Below are 15,375 nucleotides of genomic sequence, written 5' to 3'. Positions count from 1 at the left end.
GTTACAACGTGTATTCTCCTTGTCCGGAGTCATTCAGTGGAATGCGTTGATGAGGAACTTCATGCCCCAAAATGACAAGGCTTGGATCATCCCAGTCCGCATACGGCGGCTTCTTCACAGGTTTGCCCACCGGCTGCCGAAACAAAGCTGGATCTGGCGAGTTTTTCGATAAATGGTCATCCTGGTAGGCCGTGTATACACATATTTTTGAAAAAGGCGGAAGATCCAAAAGCCCTCGTAACATATAGGCATGAAGCATGCCTCCTTCAAACTGCTGTTTCGCCTTTTCCCAACTCTTCACTCTTACTGTTTTTTTACATTCAAAAATGTGCAGTTCCCAACATTGCTTCTCTCTTCTGACAAAGACGATGCCATCGGGTGTGTTTTTGGTTCGAAGATAAGGGAATCCGTTGTTAGGCTTGATCGAAAACACTACGGCTTCGTTGGAACAGTGGAGCGTTACTTGTGCTTCTCCCGATTTTTCCTGCTCGATCACATATAACGTTCCGCCTGTTTCCCCCGTTTTCTCATAAAAGCTTCGCTCAAGGTATTCGAGGTTATTCATCCTCTCCATCCTCTTCCCCGATCTGGAATGCATACGTCTCTTCATTCAACTGCCAAATGACTTCATTGAACGTTTCCGTCGAAAAGCCGTTTTCGGTCGGAATGAGCGGCGTGATGATCGTGTCTTGGCCTTGCATGCGGAACTGGTACGCCCTCACCTTTTTCGGATCAATCGCGTCCTCATCGACATAGCCATACGTTTTCATCAACTGTTCTCTCTTTGGATGCTGGTGAAGTTTGATCAAATTGTTCACCTGTTGGAACAAAATATCGCTATGGGTGGTCAACCACACCGGCATGCCTCGGTTGGCCAACTTGACAAGCGCTGTCGCTAATATGCGCTGGACGCGTGGATGCAGATGCGCTTCTGCCTCTTCAAAAAAGAGTGAACGGTACGTTGCTTTTGATTTTAAAAACAAAATGAGCGGCGACAGTTCAGTTACAAGCGACGATGTGACGTATAACGGCAAGCGCTCTTGTTTGCCTTGTGGGCAATAGTAGAACGATGGAATCGGTCCTTTTTCTTGGTCCATGGTTCCGTTGGCAATCTCGGTTTCAATAAATCGTCCGATGTCCGCATATTTCGACTGTCCGCTTTCCTCCAAACGCAACAACGCTTGCAAGAATCGATAGACAGGCAACGTGAAGTCAAGGGATGGTTCCTCATGTTCTTCGTTGATCATCCGTTCCATCATCTCTTGCACCAGCGCCTTGTAAGACAACATGAACCCTGTTCTCGAAGCGGGCAAATACAGCGCTTCGCCAATGGCCCGCCCTTGGATGCCGCCTTGTCTGGATGGTGGGTAAAACGGCGATGTAAGTCCATCCATCAGCAAATTCCACGTAATGTATTGAGCCATGCGATACCGCTCTGTCGCTTGTCCCTTGCTTCGATCCGTATACGGGATGCGAATATAGTGTTTCCCCGTCGAAAAACGAGCGCCTTGGAGCGAATCTTTCTTTTCAAAGATGATTCGCAGCGGTTCAGAACGGCGGTACCGCTCGATGCTTAACGAACCGATCGGGATTTTGCGCCGAAAAATCGTTCTAACCAACTCGCTTTTTTTGTTTCTGAGAACATCATTAAACCATTGGACAAACAGTTGCGCTTCACGGTCTTGGATGAGGCAGTCATCGCCGATAGACGATTCAAGAAAGCGATCGATTTCCTTGTACGTGGACGTGTTCGGAGGGTCTTTTGGAAACAGCTTGCGCCCCTCGGACAACACCCCCCAAAGAAGCGACATCAGATAGCTTTTCCCACTGTTGTTGTCGCCGACAAACAACATCAACGGGGCAATATCGATTTCCCCCTGTTTGATCTTTCCAAATCGCTCAACCTTTAACGCCCAAGTTTGTTCCATGCGCGTATCGCCTCTTTTCACAGATTACGGATCCTCTATCTTTCTATTATAAACGATACGCCTGACTCATAATCACTGAATTAGATAAAAACGAGTGAAAAATCGGGCATCTAACCCGCCCTCACGCCACACCCTCGACGACGGGCGTCTAAGGTGCCGGGACCGTCATCGTCCCCACCCACGGCATGGCCGAGTGCCTCCGTTGATAACGGTAAGGAGACATCACCGAAACAAAGAATGAAGAAAACGGCCTATCTTTAAGACACGAGAAACCGCCGCGATGCCTCTAGCCGTGCGAATCCAATCGTCTTAAAGAAAGAGCCGATCTCCATATCGGGCACAAGCTTTCGCTGCCCTTCGACATCGTTGTCGATCGTTCCCTAAGAATTTTACCTTGTTTCGACAAAGAAAAGGCAAAAAGAAAAGAAGTATTTCTCATACTTGTTATACCATGCGACTGATCGCTTTTAAAAGAGACCAAGGAACTTTTTCTTTTTCACCCGTTCTGGCTCGTCGCGGAAGACAGCCTGGCCGCGGATGAGCAGCTCGGCGTTTTCTTGGAAGTAGTAGACCATGTCGGTGCCGTATTCATTGCGAATGGCGTCGTACGCCTGGCGCAGGCGAAACGGGCGAGTTTTTACGTTATGAGCGTCCGAGGCGATGAAATGGGCTAAGTTCGCCTCGATGAGTTGAAACGAGAACGTTTTGATTTTCTTGCCGAACTGCCCCGTGACGCTGGACGCCGTCAGCTGGGCGAAGGCGCCGCGTTTGACGAGCTGGTAGAGCCGCTCGGGGGTTTCGATGATTTCGGCGTTTCGCTCGGGATGGGCGATGATGGGCATCAAGCCCTTCAGCTGCACGTCAAACAGCAGCTGTTCGGCGTATTTCGGCACATGATCTGGTGGAAACTCGATCAGTATGTATGGCGTATCGGCGAGCGTCATCACCTCGTGCCGCGCCAAGCCGTCAAGCAAGTCGCCGTGGAGACGCACTTCTTGCCCAGGGAACACTGTCAAGGCGATGTCACGCCGTTTCAGTTCGTCGTTCAGCTCCGCTGCCAGCGCGAGGATCGACGGTTTCGGATTGTCGTAGTTTCCGTTTTGGTGATGGGGAGTGGCGATGATCGTTGTGATTCCTTCCTTGACCGCAGCTTGCGCCATGGCAATGGCGTCTTCTACGGTTGCCGCTCCGTCGTCGATGCCGGGCAAAATGTGGGTATGGATGTCGATCATCGTCACTCCTCCTCGCTTTTTCGTTCTACTAAACAACTATTATGGTAACATAGGAAAAACGGGCTATCAATGGGTGGAGTTTGTCGAACAATGTCGAAATGGAAATAAAATTCCACCTTTGGAGGGGCAAAGTGGAAATGGCGCAAAGCGGCTTCCAGTTGTCTTCTCGTCAAAAACGGTCTATAATCGAGATGATATGAGTGAACATTTTTTATTGTAAAGGAAGAGGATCCATGAGGGCAAAACGTCGAAAAAAGAAGAGATGGCTCCGCTGGTTGGCGGGGGTGTGTATTGTGTTATTGGCAGGAGTAGGATTGTTTTCCTATTCCGTTTACCATAATGTCAAACGAACCGCCAATGAAATGCATGAACAAGTAAATTGGAAGTCGGAAAAACGACAAGACGACGTGTCGTTCGAGCGGAAGACACCGATTTCGATTTTGTTAATTGGCGTCGATGAACGGAAAGGGGATAAGGGACGCGCCGATACGCTCATCGTCATGACGGTGAATCCGAACAAGCAGTCGATTGAGATGGTGAGCGTGCCGCGCGATACGAGAACAGAGATCGTCGGGAAAGGGACGAAAGATAAAATCAACCACTCATACGCCTTTGGCGGAGTGGAGATGACGATGGCGACGGTCGAGCATTTCTTAGATATTCCGATCGATTATTACATTAAAGTCAATATGGAAAGCTTCCGCGATATCGTGGATGCCGTTGGCGGGGTGACAGTGAACAACCCGTTTGCCTTTACGTATGAAGGAACGTACTTCCCGAAAGGGGAAATTACGCTAAACGGGGAAGAGGCGCTGAAATATTCGCGTATGCGTTATGACGACCCGCGCGGCGATTTCGGGCGCCAAGACCGCCAGAAACAAATCATTCAAGCCATTATTGAGAAAGGGGCGAGCTTCTCATCGCTCACGAACTATAGCGATGTGCTCGCGGCGATCGGGAAAAACATTAAGACGAACTTAACATTTGAGGAAATGAAAGACATCCAAGAGAATTACAAAGACGCCCGCAAGCAAATTAAGCAGCTGCACATTACCGGCCAAGGGACGAAAATGAACGGCACGTATTACCTAATCGTGCCGGATAGCGAGCGAACGGCGATTTCGAATGAGTTGAAAGAACATTTAGAGCTGTCGGCGACAGCGTCGCGGTAAACGGGACGCGCACCCGATTGAGGTGCGCGTGTTTTATTGGGCGATGAAATGCTCGGCGAGCGCGTCGGCCCATCGTTTGGCACCTTCCTCTGTCGGGAGGTCGCTTTCTGGGTCGATGTATTTATTTAGTTCTTCGCTTTGATTGTCGGGCCACGCGGGCCAATGGTTGATGTAAGGGTAGCCGTTCTCTTTGGCGAACGCTTCGAGTTCTTCGACTTGTTCTGGATAGTATGTAGCGTTGTAAATCGGGTTCGGCGGCTGCAACATCACGACCGCATCGGGTGCGGCAGATTTGAGCTGGTCGATGATCGACTGAATATGGGTAAGCGTGTCATCAATCGTAATCACACCGTTGTCATTTAACAAAAATGGCTCGAGTAAGACAAGATCCGGTTTATCACTGGCCCAGTCGGCGGCGATGCGCTGCCTGTCAGCAGCGGCGGTCGTCAAGCCTTCGTATTCATGGACGGTGATTTGGAACGTCCCCTCCCCGTATGCTTCGTCGAGCGCCTGTTTCAATAGGTCGGGCCAGCCGCCTTTCTCGGGTGTCGATTCCGAGCCGGCGATCACAAGGCGGATCGGGCGGTTTTCCTCGACAGCCCGTTTAATGGCAGCTTGAGCATCGGCAGGCAGCCGTTTGGCGCGGGCAAGGGCCGCCTCCGTTTGATTTGCTTTCTCTTCTTGCTCGGCGAACGTTTCCATTTTCGCCCGCGCTGCTTGCACCGTCGCGTCGATCGTTTGTTTCCAGTACACGTGTCCGGCAATGGCAAAGGCTAGGCAAGCGACAGCGATCAAAAGGATCAGGACGAAGTTTCTCAACGATCTCTCCCCTTTCTTTCTCTCTTACATAAACGGCTTCCCGCCGTTGGGAAGCCGCTTGTTGTTATTTGTATTGGTAGTAGTAATAATAGCCGCCGTCACGATGTTTCCGTTTGTTCAACACAACGCCGAGCAGCTTGGCGTTCGCTGCTTCGAGCAGCTCTTTCGCCTTGACGGCCGCTTCGATGTCGGTTCGGCCGCTTTCGATCACGAGCACCGTGCCGTCGCATTGGTTCGCTAAAATTTGCGCATCGGTCACTGCCAAGACGGGCGGGGTGTCAAAGATGACAAGGTCAAACGTCTCATACAGTTGTTCAAGACACTGAGCCATCGCTTTCGAGCTGAGCAGCTCGGCCGGGTTCGGCGGGATCGGGCCGGATGATAGGACGAATAAGTTGTCGATGTCCGTTTCTTGGCACGTCGGCAAAAGCGGGGCCGAGCCTGTTAAGACGTTGGTGAACCCCATGTAGTTGTTGAGGCGGAACGTGTAATGGACGGTCGGCTTGCGCAAGTCAGCGTCAATGAGCAACGTCTTTTTCCCTTGTTGGGCGAAGACGACCGCCAAGTTGGCCACCGTGGTGGATTTTCCTTCACCCGGGCCAGTGGAAGTCACGATCAAGGAGCGGAGCGGCGCATCAATGAATGAAAATTGAATATTCGTCCGGATCGTCCGGTATTGTTCGGCGATCGGGGATTTTGAATTATCAACGGTGATCAGTCTTCGTTCCGCTTTGCGGATCTGTTTTTTACGAGCCAATGGTTTCACCTCTCGCTTGCGGAAGAGCCGGTTCGTGTTTCTTCTTTTGGCTGCCGTCGGCGGTGATCAAGCTGACCGCACCGAGCACCGGCAGGCCGAGATGACGTTCGACATCCTCTTCCGTTTTGATCGTGTTGTCCAAGTACTCAAGCAGGAAGGCAAGTCCGACACCCGTCATGAGGCCGACGACGAAGGCGATGGCCATATTCAGAAGCGGCTTCGGTTTGACCGGGGCTTGGTGTTCTTTCACTTCCGCTTTCGAGAGAATCGTCACGTTGTCGATGTTCATGATTTTGACGATTTCGTTTTTGAACACTTCGGCCGTTTTATTGGCGATCTTAGCCGCCATGGCGGGATCCGGGTCTTGGACGGTGACGGAGAACACTTGCGAGTCTTTTTCGCTCGACACTTGAATTTGTTCGTTCAGCTCGTCGAACGTCTGATCGAGTTGCAGCTCACCTTTCACCTTTTCTAAAATCGTCGGGCTTTTGATGATGACGCTGTACGTGTTAATGAGCTGCACGTTCGTTTGGATTTCGTTAAAATTGTAGAACTGCTGCTCGGATTTGGCTTGGTTGACGAGAATTTGCGTGGACGCTTGGTAAATCGGCGTCAGTATAAAATAGCTGACCACACCGCTCACGACGGTGGCAAGCGCGGTGATCAAGACGATCAGCCAAAGCCGTTTGCGCAATGTGTCAAACAGTTCACGCAGGCTGATAGTTTCTTCCATTCTGTACCCCCCTATGATCGCCTGTCTGCATGTTTCGACAATAAATGGACATTCCCATTATAGCGGATAGGAAGAAGCATATCTAGCCAAAATCGGTACTAATTTTCTCCAACCAAAAAGGCTGCCTAGCCGGCAGCCTCTTTGCATTATTCATCTTTATTATCGCGGTCGTTGGCGTCTTGCGGGTCTTCAATCGGATCTTCCGGATCCGGGTTTCGGTCGTTTTCATCGTCGCCCACGTCGTTGCCCGGCGCTAAGTCGTTGTCATTGTCGCCCGGGACAAGGTCGCCGTTGTTGTCGTTGCCATTGTTGTCACCGTTATCCCCTGGCACAACGTCGTTGTCGGCGTTATCGTCTTGGTTGATGTCATCGGCCGGGTTCATGTCCATGTCATTGACGCCGTTGTCACCATTGTCATTGACATCGTTTTGTTCGTTGTTTGGCGGCGGCGGATTGTCGTTGTCGTTGTCACCGTTGCATCCGGCCGCTAAAAAGAGGGCGACGACGGCGCTGAACAGTTTGAACAGCAGCGTTTTGTTTTTCATTGCACCTTCTCCTTTCTTCGTGTTGTTGTGACCTTATGTAAGACCGGTCCTTGTTTATCTTTCCCAGAAGAGCGCATTTCATGCAAGGGGAATGAAACAAATGCGGAGGTGGCGTTTAGGGGAATGAACATACGCGCCCCGCAAAGGAGCGCGCGTTGGTCAGCCGTTTGTTTTCTCACCGAGGGCGAACATGAGCTCTGTTTCGCAGACGAGTTCGCCGTCGACAGTGGCGACGCCTTTGCCTTTGCCGATGGCGCCGCGGGCGCGGAGAATTTCGACTTCGAGGCGGAGCTGGTCGCCTGGTTTGACTTGGCGCTTAAAGCGGCAGTTGTCGATGCCGGCGAAAAAGGCGAGGCGGCCGCGGTTGTCCTCGCTTTGCAGGAGGACGACGGCGCCGACTTGGGCGAGCGCCTCAACGATTAAGACGCCGGGCATGACGGGGTATTCCGGGAAATGGCCGGCGAAAAACGCTTCGTTGGCGCTGACGTTTTTGATGCCGACGGCACGTTTTCCTTCCTCAATTTCAACAATGCGGTCGACAAGCAAAAACGGGTAGCGGTGCGGGATGATCGCTTGAATTTGTTGGATGTCGAGCATAGCGACACTCCTTTCTGTTGGAATCAAACATGCAGCTCACTGGCTTTCTATGTCCCTTTTTCTACAAAGTCAATGATGTGCTGCCACGTTGACGGGCGGAACACGTCCAGCCACTGTCCGTCGCCGATGGCGCTGTAGCCGACGACCGCGCCCGCCGCAAGGCAGATCGCCATGAGAACGGTGACGATTACGAGCCGAAGCCAGATCGGAATGAGCCGCGTGCGCACGAAGCGGCGCTTGCTCTCCGTCGGTTCAGCTTCAGATGGCGGTTCGTTTGGCGGTTCGTTCGCTTCCGTCGGCTGTTCTTTATGCAAGGCAGCGGCTTCGCCGATATCGCTTGGGCTGGCGGCGGAATGTTGTTCTTGCTTTTTTCGCCGCGCGATGCGGGAGAGCGGTTCGTTTTTCGTTTCCTTGCTCATGTGGATCTCTCCTTATGAGGAGCGCAAGTTGTTAATGAGCCCGAGCATTTGTTCAGAAATGGAAATGGCGCGGGCGTTCAGCTGATAGGCACGACTAGTTGTCATCAAACCGGTGAGTTCTTCACCGAGGTCCACGTTCGCCTGTTCGAGCGCCCCTTGTTTCATGGCGATTCGGCCGCGCCCGTTGCCGTTCAGCTCCTCAGCGGCGCCCGGAACGGCGGGAAGGGCGAAGACGTTGTCGCCGAATGCTTCAAGGAGCTGCGGGCGGCGGATCACCGTGACACCCAGGTTGACGCGGGCGACGACCGCCCCGTTGGCATCGGTGGCCGTCAACGTCCCGGTCGGGGACAGCTGGAAGCCGGTGGCCTCGGCAGGCAGCTCGATCGGGGCGTTCGCTTCATCCAGCACCGGGCGGCCGTCGCTTGTCACGAGAGCGAGCCGGCCGCCGGTGGGCGTCAATGAAAAGTTGCCGGCGCGCGTGTAGCCGATCGTTGCGGCGCCGTTGGCGGCGGTGACTCGGACGCGAAACCATTGGTTGGCGGCGGTGAAGGCGAAATCGAGCGCGCGGCCGGTTTCCGTAAGCGGCCCTTGGGCGGTGACGAGCATCGTCGACGCGAGGCCCGCCCCGTTGCCGTAGCGCACGCCCGCCGGCGTCTGCCGGGGCGCTTCGTCGTCTGGCAGGCGGTCGACTTGCTGGGTCAACAGCTCGGCGAAGCTCGCTTCGCGCCGTTTAAACCCGGTCGTGTTGCTGTTGGCGATGTTATGGCTTAGTGTATCGAGCCGCTGCTGCAATGCGTTCATCGTGTTGGCGGCGGTGTGCATCGAGCGGAGCAAGGGCTTGTCCCCCTTTCATCATTTCAGGCGGCCGACTTCGTTGACGGCCTTGTCTAAACTGCGGTCGTACGCTTGGACGATTTTTTGGTTCGCTTCAAAGGCGCGGTAGGCGGCGAGCAAGTCGGTCATCGTCCGTTCGATGTCGACGTTGGACCGCTCGATGAAGCGCTGTTTGACCGTATACGTCACATTGCCCGGCGCCTGCGGCAACAGCCCAGCCGTGCTGCGGAAGAGGCCGTTCCCTTCTTTCACTAGCGTTTTCGGATTGGCGGCGAATACGACGCCTAAGCGGGCGGTCGCACCGTTTTCTGCCATAATCGTCCCGTCGTCGCGGACGGTGAACGATTCGCTCGGGATGGCGATGCGTTCGCCGTTGTCATCCAGCACATACCAGCCGTCTTGCGTCGTCAAATAGCCGTCCGGGCTCAAGGTGAAATGGCCGTTTCTTGTATAGCGCCTCTCGCCTTGGCCGTTTTCGACGGCAAAAAAGAGCGCGCCGCGTTCTCCGCTTGCCGGGTCGACCGGGACTTGTCCATCGACTAAGGCGACATCGGTGGAAAGACCGGTTTCTTTCATATCCCCTTGGCGGAAGTTCGGGATGAGCTCTTGCACATATACGCCGGTGTTGAGCGGCCCGATCGCCGTTTGCGCCGGGATGGCGCGCCGCGGGGCGGCCGGGATCGGCTCGTCCTCGAGCCGGTGCATCAACAGTTCCGGAAACGCTCTCATCGTTCCTGCGTCGGCTTTATACCCTGGCGTCTCGGCATTTGCCAAATTGTTGGTGAGCCAATCGACGCGCCGCTGCTGCGCCAGCATGCCGCTCGCAGCCGTATACAGTCCCCTTAGCATGACGATCACCTCGCTTGTCCCATTGTTGGCCATTGCCATAGAATCATGACCTGTCATGATGAACGATCCACCTTCATTCAGGCGATCGCATTTCCATTCCTCTCCGTACTTAAAGGAACGATTTTTCCAAAAACCGCTGCTGGCTCGAGGCAGCGATGGTTTCTGTCTCTTCCTACATTATAGGCGAGCGGAAGCGGCCGCCGCATCCCCCGCCTTTCTTTTTTTTTTCGCGCAAACACGAAGCGCCGTTCATTTGGCTTCCGCTGGCGAAACGATCAAACGAACTGCGTTTTCGGCGCGCGGTCGATGTTCTCGAGCATCAGCCCGGTGCCGATGGCGACGCAGTCCATCGGATTTTCAGCGATAAACACCGGCAGCTTTAGCTCTTCGGCCAACAGCAGATCGATGCCATGAAGCAGCGCGCCGCCGCCCGTTAAAATGACGCCGCGGTCGATAATATCCGCCGACAGTTCCGGCGGCGTGCGCTCGAGCACGCTTTTGGCGGCTTGTACAATTAAAGACACCGGCTCGCGAAGCGCCCGTTCGATTTCTTCTGAACGAACGGTGATCGTGCGCGGCAGCCCGGTGACGAGATCGCGGCCGCGGACGTCGATTTCCTCGGTCCGTGCGCCTGGGAATACCGTTGCGACTTTGATTTTAATTTCTTCGGCCGTTCGTTCCCCGATGAGCAGCTTATATTCACGCTTAATGTAATGTAAGATTTCCATGTCGAACTTGTCCCCAGCCATCTTAATGGAAGAGGCGGTGACAATGTCCCCCATCGAGAGAACCGCGACATCGGTTGTGCCACCGCCAATATCGACGACCATGTTTCCGCACGGCTGGAAAATGTCCATTCCGGCGCCAATGGCTGCGACTTTCGGCTCTTCCTCTAAGTACACTTTTTTGCCGCCGCTTTTTTCCGCTGCCTCTTTGATCGCTTTCCGTTCGACAGACGTCGTGTTCGTCGGGCAACAAATTAAAATGCGCGGTTTGGCGAAAAAGCCTTTTAGGTCGAGCTTGCTTAAAAAGTGCCTAAGCATTGCTTCCGTAATGTCAAAATCGGCAATGACGCCGTCTTTGAGCGGCCGAATGGCAACAATATTCCCAGGAGTACGTCCGACCATTCGTCGTGCTTCTTCGCCGACTGCGAGCACTTTGTTCGTGTTTTTATCGATCGCCACGACGGACGGCTCATTGAGCACAATGCCTTTGCCTTTGACGAAAATGAGGACGTTCGCCGTGCCTAGGTCAATGCCGATATCTCGTGAAAACATACATTGCTCCTCCTTGCCTCTGCCCTGAAATCATTCCTAATTGGTTATTTTACCATATTCCGCAGCCGGAATGATACTGCCAACGGCAGATGGCAAGGAAAAAGTTAGTTGTTTTTCACCGCTTGCTTTTTGTATTTTTTCTTCGTCGCTTCGCCGCCGCGCAAATGGCGGATCGATTTATGGTAATCGAGAATTTGTTTTACTTCTTGGGCCAGCTCCGGATTGATCTCCGGCAGCCGCTCGGTCAAGTCTTTATGCACGGTGCTTTTCGACACGCCAAACTCTTTCGCGATGACGCGAACGGTTTTCCTCGTCTCCACGATATACTTGCCAATCTTGATCGTACGCTCTTTGATGTAATCGTGCACACCACTCGCCCTCCCTAAGTTGGATGTGAGAAGTGAGAAGTGTGAAATGAGACTCGTCTTGCCAATGATGAGCGCCGCTTTCGCTGGATGTCTTGGAAGCGTCTTCGCCGCGTCGCTTGCCGGTTGTGAACGATCCCCACCTCAACCACTCTCATTGCTGTTCAATTTGTAACATTTTATTAGACAAATCGGGCATATATACCAGAAATATCAAGGCGGACAACGGTTTTTTCACAATTTTTTCGCGGTTTGTAACGGGAGGGAAACGGGAAACGACTATAATAGAAAGAGACAAAAGGAGGGTCCGATATGGGCAAAGGAAAAGCGATCGGCATCGCCGCGGTGCTGGCTGGGGTGGCGGCGGCGAGCGCGTTGTTTATGTATACAAACGGCAGCGAGCGCCCGCAGGCAAAGGATGACTTGCTTGGCCCCGCCCCGGCGGGCAAACCGGCGCAAGCGGATGGAAAAGGAATGATCGCCGGCACGCTTGCGCCGTCGTTGACGTACAAAAAGGAAAACGGCGCCTACGTGTTTACGTTTACGGTCAAAAACCAAACCGAACGCGTGCAGACGGTGACGTTCACGAGTTCGAAAAAGTATGACTACATTTTGTACCGCGACGGCAAAAAGGTGAAGCAGTTCAGCGAAGGGAAGATGTTTGCGCAAATTTACGAAGAGCGGACGTTAAAACAAGGCGAAGAGCTGTCCTTTCAGGAGACGTTCCGCGACTTAGCGCCCGGGACGTACACGCTTGAGTGGTGGCTCGCCGACAAAAACTGGCCGAACGCCCGGGCGAGCGTGACGTTTACCGTGGAATAGACAACGTGCCTGTATCGCCGGCACGTTTTTTTTTGCGCCGGCGCACGCTCGGGGAAGCGGGCAGAACGTTTTTTCCACGGAGCGAGCGATCCTTTTCGAGCATGATGCGCCATGTTCGGATCTTGCGTGCAGGCGGCCTGTTTGGCCCGGACATCCTGCTGTTTCTCCGAGTGAACAACAGGATGAAGGCGACCCTTCCTTTTGGCTGTTTTCTGTTCCGCTAAAGAAAAACGAGGCTTCGTATACGTGAAGCCTCGGTTCGTTAGAGTGAATTCATGTTCTAGGACAAGAAGACAGCTCCGTACACAAGCGCCAAGACGATGACGTACGCCGGGTGGATACGCCATTTGCCCAGCAGCAAAAAAGCGCTCGCGGCGGTGAGAAACGCCGTTTGGCCGAGCCCGGCCCCTTCGTACGATTCGCGGAAAAAGTCGATCGCCATAATCCCGAGCATGACGGCGATCGCCGGGCGGATGTAGGCGGTGAGCCGCTTTACTTGCGGCGCGTCTTTCCATTTGTACAAGAGCTGCAAGAGCGCGAGCAACAAAATGAGCGACGGGGCGACGCTCGCAAACACGGCGACAGCGGCGCCGAGGAGGCCGGCTTGTTCGTAGCCGATGTACCCGGCCATTTTCGTCGCGATCGGGCCGGGCAGTGAGTTGCCGATCGCCAGCACTTCACTGAATTCATTGACCGTCATCCATTGGTAGCGGTCGACGACTTCGTGCTCGACGAGCGGGATCGAGGCCGGGCCGCCGCCGTAGCCGAGGATGCCGGGCCAAAAAAAGGCGAGAAACAAATGCCAGTAAATCATGGCGACACCTTCCTCCTTTCACCGCGCTCGTTTCCATTCGCCGCTTCCGGTTGTCTCCGCCCGACAAACGCCGCCACAAGCAACAGGGCGACGACAAGCGCCGGGTGAAGCCCGAGCCACTGCAAGGCGACAAAGCAAGCGGCAAGAAGCAAGGCCGCCGGCCAGATGCCGAGGGCGGCGCGCGCCTGTTTGGTGAACTGCCACGTCATCTCGGCAAGCATAACCGCGACAACAGGGACGACCGCTTTCGTCATCCCGGCGACCCACGGCGTGTCCTTGAACGATGACAGCACCGCCAACAGCACGATCATTAGCACCACCGTCGGGGCGGTCGTCGCTACGACGGCGTTCAAAAGCCCAAACGCACCGCCTACGCGGTAGCCGATATAGCCGGCGAGCTTCGTCGCGATCGGGCCGGGCAAGGCGTTGGCGATGGCCAAAATCTCGGCGAATTCTTCGTCCGTCATCCAGCGGTATTTTGTCACCACTTCGGCGCGCACGAGCGGGATCGAGGACGGACCGCCCCCGTACCCGAGCATGCCGACACGAAAAAAGGCGAGAAACAAGTGCCATTGATTCATCGTTGTCATTCCTTTATCGCTAGTTTCACCAAGCGGCGACCGCTCCATCCGTGCGCGGCTCCGTCCCGGCAGCGAGCACGCCGGTGTGAGGATCGCGCCAAACGATTTGCCCGCGGCCGAACGGGCCGCCGTCTAACGCCACACGGATGTCGTGCCCTTTGCGGGCGAGCGCTTCGGCAATATGGCGCGGGAAGCGCGGCTCGACGAGCACGGTTTTCCCTTCCATCCACTGCCAACGGGGCGCATCGAGCGCCGCTTGCGGATTCAGCGCGAAATCGACCGTGTTCATGATCACTTGCATATGCCCTTGCGGCTGCATGAACCCGCCCATGACGCCAAACGGGCCGATCGGTGTGCCGCCTTTCGTCAAAAAGCCGGGGATGATCGTATGGTACGGCTTTTTCCTTGGTGCGAGCCCGTTCGGATGGCCGTCATCAAAGGCGAAGTTATGGCCGCGGTTGTGCAGGGCGATCCCTGTGCCCGGCACAACGAGGCCGGATCCGAAGCCCATATAGTTGCTTTGGATGAACGACACCATATTGCCTTCACCGTCAGCGGCAGCCAAATAGACCGTTCCGCCTTTTGGCGGCGTTCCCGGCTCCGGCGTGAGCGCCTCCTCACCGATTTGCGCCCGGCGCATGGCGGCAAACGATTCGGATAACAGCTCATCGACGCGATAGTCCATATAGCGGCGGTCGGCGATATACGCTTTCCCGTCGGCAAAGGCCAGCTTCATCGCCTCGATTTGCCGGTGGCATGTCTCAACGTCCGGAACGTTTGGCACGTCAAACCCGTTCATGATGTTGAGCGCCATCAACGCGACAAGCCCTTGGCCGTTCGGCGGGATTTCCCATACGTCATAGCCGCGGTAGGAGACAGAAATCGGCTCAACCCATTCCGGTTCATACTCGGCGAGATCCTCGAGCGTCAAAAAGCCGTCGTATTGCTTCGAGAAGGCGGCGATTTTTTCCGCCAGCTCGCCGCGGTAAAAGCTTTCCGCTTCCGTTTCCGCGATGGAGCGAAGCGTCGCCGCATGATCAGGCGACGCCCATACTTCCCCGATCTTCGGGGCGCGGCCGCCCGGCGCAAACGTCGCAAACCACGAAGCGAACTCCGGCCCGCGGAGCGCTTCTTTGTACACTCGGTAGGCGTTCGCCCAGTACTTCCCGAGCACGGGCGATACCGGGTAGCCGTTTTCAGCATAAGCGATCGCCGGCGCGAGCGTGTCGGCAAGCGGCAGGCGGCCGAAGCGCTTCGACAGCGCCGCCCACGCCGCCGGTGCGCCCGGGACCGTCACCGGGGCGAAGCCGTACTTCGGCATTTCCGTATAGCCGCGCTCTTTTAGCGCGTCAAGCGAAATGGCAGCCGGCGCATAGCCGCTCGCGTTTAAGCCGTACAACTTCCCGTTCGTCCAGACGAGGGCGAACGCATCGCCGCCGATGCCGTTCGATGTCGGCTCGACGACCGTCAGGCAGGCCGCGGCGGCGACCGCCGCATCGATGGCGTTGCCGCCTTTTTTCAGCACCTCAAGCCCCGCCTGGGCAGCGAGCGGCTGTGATGTCGCCACAACGCCGTTTTTGGCAAACACCGTCATCCGCTGCGACGGGTATGGGTGGTATAAGTAGTCCATC

The 15,375-nt window shown here is 55.0% G+C and carries 18 protein-coding genes; 2 read left to right on the top strand and 16 right to left on the bottom strand.

Annotated features, from left to right (window positions below; translation table 11 throughout):
• Position 1: 1 nt before the first annotated feature.
• From GS3922_RS16680 to GS3922_RS16670, 3 genes are all read right to left on the bottom strand, one after another.
• A complete protein-coding gene (locus GS3922_RS16680; protein WP_013146577.1) occupies positions 2-565 on the bottom strand; it encodes a hypothetical protein in 564 nt (187 codons plus the stop codon).
• A complete protein-coding gene (locus tag GS3922_RS16675; RefSeq protein WP_063167232.1) occupies positions 558-1,928 on the bottom strand; it encodes an AAA family ATPase in 1,371 nt (456 codons plus the stop codon). The genes GS3922_RS16680 and GS3922_RS16675 overlap by 8 nt, the downstream gene beginning before the upstream one ends.
• A 467-nt stretch (positions 1,929-2,395) precedes the next feature.
• On the bottom strand, positions 2,396-3,160 hold the full coding sequence (locus GS3922_RS16670; protein ID WP_063167231.1) for a tyrosine-protein phosphatase: 765 nt from the start codon (positions 3,158-3,160) through the stop codon (positions 2,396-2,398).
• A 233-nt stretch (positions 3,161-3,393) separates the two neighbouring features.
• Here GS3922_RS16670 and tagU point away from each other — a divergent pair, with 233 nt between their 5' ends.
• The gene (gene tagU / locus GS3922_RS16665; protein ID WP_063167230.1) at positions 3,394-4,332 is read left to right on the top strand and encodes a polyisoprenyl-teichoic acid--peptidoglycan teichoic acid transferase TagU; all 939 of its coding nucleotides are present in this window, start codon (positions 3,394-3,396) and stop codon (positions 4,330-4,332) included.
• Between the two features lie 33 nt (positions 4,333-4,365).
• Here tagU and GS3922_RS16660 read toward each other — a convergent pair whose 3' ends face one another.
• The 10 genes from GS3922_RS16660 to spoIIID all read right to left on the bottom strand — a co-directional run bounded on the left by GS3922_RS16660 (position 4,366) and on the right by spoIIID (position 11,530).
• The gene (locus GS3922_RS16660; RefSeq protein ID WP_063167229.1) at positions 4,366-5,151 is read right to left on the bottom strand and encodes an SGNH/GDSL hydrolase family protein; all 786 of its coding nucleotides are present in this window, start codon (positions 5,149-5,151) and stop codon (positions 4,366-4,368) included.
• Positions 5,152-5,215: 64 nt separating this feature from the next.
• Positions 5,216-5,908, bottom strand: a complete 693-nt coding sequence (locus GS3922_RS16655) for a CpsD/CapB family tyrosine-protein kinase (protein ID WP_063167228.1) — start codon at positions 5,906-5,908, stop codon at positions 5,216-5,218.
• On the bottom strand, positions 5,898-6,641 hold the full coding sequence (locus GS3922_RS16650) for a YveK family protein (protein WP_063167227.1): 744 nt from the start codon (positions 6,639-6,641) through the stop codon (positions 5,898-5,900). The genes GS3922_RS16655 and GS3922_RS16650 overlap by 11 nt, the downstream gene beginning before the upstream one ends.
• Positions 6,642-6,787: 146 nt before the next feature.
• Complete coding sequence (locus GS3922_RS16645) at positions 6,788-7,186, bottom strand: hypothetical protein (RefSeq protein ID WP_063167226.1); 399 nt, start codon at positions 7,184-7,186, stop codon at positions 6,788-6,790.
• Positions 7,187-7,345: 159 nt separating this feature from the next.
• Entirely contained in the window at positions 7,346-7,783 is a 438-nt protein-coding gene (fabZ, locus tag GS3922_RS16640; protein ID WP_063167225.1) for a 3-hydroxyacyl-ACP dehydratase FabZ, read from the bottom strand.
• Positions 7,784-7,830: 47 nt separating this feature from the next.
• Complete coding sequence (locus tag GS3922_RS16635) at positions 7,831-8,202, bottom strand: DNA-directed RNA polymerase subunit beta (protein WP_063167224.1); 372 nt, start codon at positions 8,200-8,202, stop codon at positions 7,831-7,833.
• A gap of 12 nt (positions 8,203-8,214) precedes the next feature.
• Positions 8,215-9,036, bottom strand: coding sequence for a flagellar hook-basal body protein (locus GS3922_RS16630; RefSeq protein WP_063167223.1), 822 nt, complete (start codon positions 9,034-9,036; stop codon positions 8,215-8,217).
• 18 nt (positions 9,037-9,054) lie between these two features.
• Complete coding sequence (locus GS3922_RS16625) at positions 9,055-9,885, bottom strand: flagellar hook-basal body protein (protein WP_063167444.1); 831 nt, start codon at positions 9,883-9,885, stop codon at positions 9,055-9,057.
• Positions 9,886-10,160: 275 nt separating this feature from the next.
• Entirely contained in the window at positions 10,161-11,162 is a 1,002-nt protein-coding gene (gene mreB / locus GS3922_RS16620) for a rod shape-determining protein (RefSeq protein WP_063167222.1), read from the bottom strand.
• A 104-nt stretch (positions 11,163-11,266) separates the two neighbouring features.
• Positions 11,267-11,530 (bottom strand): sporulation transcriptional regulator SpoIIID, encoded by a 264-nt coding sequence (gene spoIIID, locus GS3922_RS16615; protein ID WP_008880665.1) that lies wholly within the window; start codon positions 11,528-11,530, stop codon positions 11,267-11,269.
• A gap of 309 nt (positions 11,531-11,839) precedes the next feature.
• Between spoIIID and GS3922_RS16610 the strand changes: the two genes are divergently transcribed.
• A complete protein-coding gene (locus GS3922_RS16610) occupies positions 11,840-12,349 on the top strand; it encodes a BsuPI-related putative proteinase inhibitor (protein ID WP_063167221.1) in 510 nt (169 codons plus the stop codon).
• A gap of 280 nt (positions 12,350-12,629) precedes the next feature.
• Here GS3922_RS16610 and GS3922_RS16605 read toward each other — a convergent pair whose 3' ends face one another.
• The 3 genes from GS3922_RS16605 to GS3922_RS16595 are packed head-to-tail and all read right to left on the bottom strand — an operon-like array spanning position 12,630 to position 15,374.
• Positions 12,630-13,163, bottom strand: a complete 534-nt coding sequence (locus GS3922_RS16605) for a chromate transporter (RefSeq protein WP_063167220.1) — start codon at positions 13,161-13,163, stop codon at positions 12,630-12,632.
• Positions 13,160-13,744, bottom strand: coding sequence for a chromate transporter (locus tag GS3922_RS16600; protein ID WP_063167219.1), 585 nt, complete (start codon positions 13,742-13,744; stop codon positions 13,160-13,162). The genes GS3922_RS16605 and GS3922_RS16600 overlap by 4 nt, the downstream gene beginning before the upstream one ends.
• Positions 13,745-13,769: 25 nt before the next feature.
• Positions 13,770-15,374, bottom strand: a complete 1,605-nt coding sequence (locus GS3922_RS16595; protein ID WP_063167218.1) for a gamma-glutamyltransferase family protein — start codon at positions 15,372-15,374, stop codon at positions 13,770-13,772.
• Position 15,375 lies beyond the last annotated feature (1 nt).

It is taken from the genome of Geobacillus subterraneus, assembly GCF_001618685.1.
Classification (GTDB): Bacteria; Bacillota; Bacilli; order Bacillales; family Anoxybacillaceae; genus Geobacillus; species Geobacillus subterraneus.
This window is presented reverse-complemented; position numbering and strand designations above follow the sequence as displayed.

Bases quoted from the DNA above. Each gene is read 5' to 3' on its own strand.
- GS3922_RS16680 (WP_013146577.1), bottom strand. From the start codon at position 565: ATGAATAACCTCGAATACCTTGAGCGAAGCTTTTATGAGAAAACGGGG.
- GS3922_RS16675 (WP_063167232.1), bottom strand. From the start codon at position 1,928: ATGGAACAAACTTGGGCGTTAAAGGTTGAGCGATTTGGAAAGATCAAA.
- GS3922_RS16670 (WP_063167231.1), bottom strand. From the start codon at position 3,160: ATGATCGACATCCATACCCACATTTTGCCCGGCATCGACGACGGAGCG.
- tagU (WP_063167230.1), top strand. From the start codon at position 3,394: ATGAGGGCAAAACGTCGAAAAAAGAAGAGATGGCTCCGCTGGTTGGCG.
- GS3922_RS16650 (WP_063167227.1), bottom strand. From the start codon at position 6,641: ATGGAAGAAACTATCAGCCTGCGTGAACTGTTTGACACATTGCGCAAA.
- GS3922_RS16645 (WP_063167226.1), bottom strand. From the start codon at position 7,186: ATGAAAAACAAAACGCTGCTGTTCAAACTGTTCAGCGCCGTCGTCGCC.
- fabZ (WP_063167225.1), bottom strand. From the start codon at position 7,783: ATGCTCGACATCCAACAAATTCAAGCGATCATCCCGCACCGCTACCCG.
- GS3922_RS16635 (WP_063167224.1), bottom strand. From the start codon at position 8,202: ATGAGCAAGGAAACGAAAAACGAACCGCTCTCCCGCATCGCGCGGCGA.
- GS3922_RS16625 (WP_063167444.1), bottom strand. From the start codon at position 9,885: ATGCTAAGGGGACTGTATACGGCTGCGAGCGGCATGCTGGCGCAGCAG.
- mreB (WP_063167222.1), bottom strand. From the start codon at position 11,162: ATGTTTTCACGAGATATCGGCATTGACCTAGGCACGGCGAACGTCCTC.
- GS3922_RS16610 (WP_063167221.1), top strand. From the start codon at position 11,840: ATGGGCAAAGGAAAAGCGATCGGCATCGCCGCGGTGCTGGCTGGGGTG.
- GS3922_RS16605 (WP_063167220.1), bottom strand. From the start codon at position 13,163: ATGATTTACTGGCATTTGTTTCTCGCCTTTTTTTGGCCCGGCATCCTC.
- GS3922_RS16600 (WP_063167219.1), bottom strand. From the start codon at position 13,744: ATGAATCAATGGCACTTGTTTCTCGCCTTTTTTCGTGTCGGCATGCTC.
- GS3922_RS16595 (WP_063167218.1), bottom strand. From the start codon at position 15,374: ATGGACTACTTATACCACCCATACCCGTCGCAGCGGATGACGGTGTTT.